Genomic DNA, 4,124 nt, shown 5'->3' with positions numbered 1-4,124 from the left:
CTCGCCGACACCCCCGTTGCCAACGGCGCAGTCGCCGACACCCCCGTTGCCAACGGCGCGGTCGCCGACACCCCCGTTGCCAACGGCGCGGTCACTTACGGCACGGTCACCGACACCTCGGACACCAACCACGTGGTCAGCCCACCGCCGAGGTGGGCGGGGCCGGTCTCCGGTGCCCCGAGAACCAATGCCGCGGCTGCCGACACCAGGGGCGCCAACCACACGGTCACCGCTGCTCCAGGCGCCGACAGCACGGTTGCCGAAGCCACCCGCGCGGCGATGGCCATCGTCGCCGGCGTCACGGTCGCCTTCGGCGCGCTGACGGCCGCACCCGCGCACGCCGCAGTACGGTTCGACTTCAAGGCCGGCACCGGCTCGGTGGACGGCACGGACCTCCGCCGGAGCTTCGGCTGGGACGAGCCGACGCTGCGGGCGCGTGCGGCGAACCTGAAGTTCACCAAGGGCATCCTGATCGAGGACGTCTACTCGGTGGTGTGCGGCCCGGCCGGCACCCCGCCGGTGCGCTCGGTGCACGCCCGGCAGTTCGCCACCGAGTTCCTGACCCGGACGATCGACCGCGGCCCGGAAGGCGCGATCCGAGCCGTCCGGATCACCGGCCCCGAGGCCGGCATCTCGGGCACGACCGCCCCTCCGACTCCCGGCCTACCCTGCCCCGAACCCGCCACCTCCCCCGAACCCGAACCGGCGGCGTCTCCCGAACCCGCCGCCTCCCTCGACCCCGAACCGACGGCGTCTCCCGAACCCGCCGCCTCCCTCGACCCCGAACCGGCGGCCTCCCCCGGATCTGCCGCCGGAAAAGCGCCCCCGCCTCCGGCCACAGGAGAAACGCCTCCTCGCCCCGCAGCGGGGAGCACGGCCGCGGCCGCTCCGGCGGGCACGATCAGCTCCGCGGTCGTCGTGTCGACCACGACGACGCTGACGTTGGCCGCCGAGTCGGACGGCGTCCGCCGCGAACTCCTGAAGTCCCGCAAGTCCCTCTGCGGACACCCACCGGTGTGCTGACACACCCACCCGGACAGCCACGGCTCGAAACGAACCACAGACCACCACCGCCGCCCGACGACACTGCTTGGACAGCGGCAGTCCGAGGCGAACCGCACACCACCTCAGCACCCCGTGGACAACTGCGGCCCGAGACGAACCGCACACCACCACGCCACCGCTCGACGGCACTGCGGGGACAGCGGGGGTCCGAGGCGAACCGCACATCACCACGCAGCCCTCGACGGCGAGCGAGGCGGAGGGCTGGTGGTGACCGCCGGCGGTTCGCCGTTCGGGCAGGGGGACGAGGGCGGGTGGGGTGGCTACTCGGCGGTGTCGCGGACGGCCTGGGCGAACACTTCGGAACGGTGCTCGAAGTTGCGGAACCTGCCGTAGCTCGGCGCGGCCGGCGACAGCAGCACCACCCCGCCGGCCGGAGTGACCCTGCGCGCCAGCCGGACCGCGTCGACCAGGTCCTCGGCCGGTTCGGTGCGGACCCGCGGCAGCCGGGCGAGGGCCTCCAGGATCCGCGGCCCGCTGTCCGGCAGGCCGATCACGGTGAGTTCGCGCGAGGCGAGGAACTCTCGTAACGGCGAGTAGTCGAGCCCACGGTCGCTGCCACCGACCAACACGGTGAGTGGCCGGTTCTCGTAGGCTTCGATGGCGTGCATCGCCGCGTACGGGCTGGTCGACAGGGTGTCGTCGACGAAGGTCAGCCCGGACGGGTCCTCGATCTCGGCGAGCCGGTGCGGCAGTCCCCGGAACGACCGGACCGCCGCCTCCAGGACCGCCCGCTCGCCCGGCACGTCCACGCCCATGCCGTCCAGCACGGCCAGCGCGACGCACAGGTTGCCCTCGTTGTGCCGGCCCTTCAACACGAGCGCGTCCCGGCTGAACAGCGGCTCGTCACTGCACCAGACCTGACCGTCCTCGACCCGGAACCGGGAGTCCTCGGCGGCCGCCGGGACGGGCGGGAAACGGTTCACGTCGGTGAGCCCGCGGATCTCGTCGCGCAGGCGCTTGTCCGTGCCGTTCACCACGATCAGCTCGGGCCCGTACGCCAGGATGTTCAGTTTGTCCCGGTAATACTCGCGTTCGCCGCCGTGCGCGTCGAGGTGCTCGGGGAACAGCGAGGTGACGACCGCCACCCGGGGCGAGTCGGTCAGGTCGGCACACTGGTAACTGGACAGCTCCAGCACGTACAGCTCGGCCTCGGGCAGGTCGAGCAGCGGCACCCCGATGTTCCCGCCATACGCGTTCGGCTTCCCGACCGCCGCCAGCAGGTGGCTGATCAGGCTGGACGTGGTGCTCTTGCCCTTGCTGCCGGTCACCCCGACGGTGCGGGCGGCATGGTCGGCCATCCACAGGGCACTGCCGCCGGTCACGGTGATCCCGCGCTCGCGGAGCTGGACCATGTACGGGTGGGTGGACGGCACCCCCGGCGACCGCACCACCACGTCCGCGCTGGCCAGCGCCGCGAAGGCGTGTTCCCCACCGGCGAGCGGAGCCAGTTCCGCCAGATCACCGGTCCAGTCGACGGACAGGTAATCGGCGCTGTCGTCGACCGCGATCAGCCGGGACGGCTCGTGCCGGGCGATAGCGGTCACCGCGGCCCGGCCCTCTCGGCCGGTCCCCCAGACCGCCACCGAGCGGCCACGCAGATCTGCCAGGCGCACGTCGTCTCCTCCGGTGAGTCCCGTCCCCGGCGCTGCTCCGCCGGACGAACTAATATTGCCCGTCGGCCAGATGACAGGAGTTCCCGGGTGCAGTTCGACGTGATGCGCTTCCCTTCGTACGCCTTCGATCCGGCGACGGGGGTGGCGACGTTCGACTACCTGCTCGACGGGCCGGAGCCGCTGCGCTTCACCGAGACCATCACGTTCCCGGTGCCGGACGGCCGGGATGTGCCGGCGGCCTTCCACCGGGTGCTCGACCTGCTGCACGTGGTGGCCGGGGTGAGCTATTTCAAGGTCGGCGCGCCGGCCCGGGTGGTCGCGCCGAAACCCGTCCCGCCGCAGGTCGTCGACTTCTTCACGGCCGTCTACACCAAGGGCATGGCGGAGTACGCATACCGCAACCGGCTTCCGCACGTGCTCGAGCTGACCGTCGAGTCGCCCGGCACGGCGCCGATGGCCGACCCGATCGAGGCGGCCACCGGCCGGCCGCTCTCCGCGGTCGGCGGCGGCAAGGACTCGATCGTCACCCTGGAGATCCTGCGGGCCGCCGGGCTCGACCCGGTGCCGTTCTCGGTCAACCCGAACCCGGTGATCGACAACGTGAACGCCGCCTCCGGCCTGAGCGCCCTGGCCGCCCGCCGCAAGCTGGACCCGAGCCTGTTCGCGCTGAACAAGGCCGGCGCTCTGAACGGGCACATCCCGGTGACCGCGATCAACTCGCTGATCGCCGTGGCCACCGCGGTCTGGCACGGCCTGGGCCCGGTGGTGATGTCCAACGAACGGTCCGCCTCCGACCCGAACCTGATCTGGAACGGTCACGAGGTCAACCACCAGTGGTCCAAGGGCGTCGAGGCGGAAGGGCTGTTGCGGACGGCTGTCGCGGCGTACACCGGGCTGACCGAGCCGTACTTCTCACTGCTGCGGCCGCTGTCCGAGCTGCACATCGCCCAGCTCTTCGCCGGTCACACCGCGTACGATGATGTGGTCACCAGCTGTAACAAGGCGTTCAAGTTGCACGACCCGACGGCACGGTGGTGCGGTGACTGTCCGAAGTGTCGATTCGTCTTCCTGGCGATGGCTCCGCACATGTCCCGGGAGCGGCTCGCGCACATCTTCGGCCGCGACCTGTTCGCCGACCCCGCGCAGACCCCCGGTTTCCTGGAGCTGCTCGGCATCGACGCGCACAAGCCGTTCGAGTGCGTCGGCGAGGCCGAGGAGTGCCTGGTCGCACTCTCGCTCCTGACCGACGACGCGCCGGTGCTGGTCGCGCTGCGCGCCGCCGTCCCGGACCCGGCGTGGGCCGACGCCTCGCACTCCAACGTCTTCACCCCCGGCGGCCCGCACCACATCCCGGCCGCCTACCGCAAGATCCTCGACGAGGCCGTCGCCTGACGCCTCCCGCGCTCTCCGGGCGTGGGGCTCGACCGCGCTGAGCGCCCGGATCGG

Annotated in this window: 2 protein-coding genes and 1 pseudogene; 2 read left to right on the top strand and 1 reads right to left on the bottom strand. The window is 71.8% G+C overall.

The window, feature by feature from the left end:
- Positions 1 to 1,023: pseudogene (locus Aut01nite_RS35705) on the top strand (hypothetical protein); the annotation flags it as partial.
- Positions 1,024 to 1,325: 302 nt separating this feature from the next.
- On the opposite strand, the gene murD reads toward Aut01nite_RS35705, so the two are convergent.
- Positions 1,326 to 2,678 (bottom strand): UDP-N-acetylmuramoyl-L-alanine--D-glutamate ligase, encoded by a 1,353-nt coding sequence (gene murD, locus Aut01nite_RS35700; protein WP_043521583.1) that lies wholly within the window; start codon positions 2,676 to 2,678, stop codon positions 1,326 to 1,328.
- Between the two features lie 87 nt (positions 2,679 to 2,765).
- On the opposite strand from murD, the gene Aut01nite_RS35695 reads away from it, so the two are divergent.
- Positions 2,766 to 4,070 (top strand): MurL-like N-terminal domain-containing, encoded by a 1,305-nt coding sequence (locus Aut01nite_RS35695; protein WP_465252432.1) that lies wholly within the window; start codon positions 2,766 to 2,768, stop codon positions 4,068 to 4,070.
- Positions 4,071 to 4,124 lie beyond the last annotated feature (54 nt).

The organism is Actinoplanes utahensis (assembly GCF_016862455.1).
In the GTDB taxonomy this organism is placed as follows: Bacteria; Actinomycetota; Actinomycetes; order Mycobacteriales; family Micromonosporaceae; genus Actinoplanes; species Actinoplanes utahensis.
The sequence above is the reverse complement of the archived record's forward strand: the minus strand, read 5'-3'. Positions and strand labels throughout refer to the sequence as shown.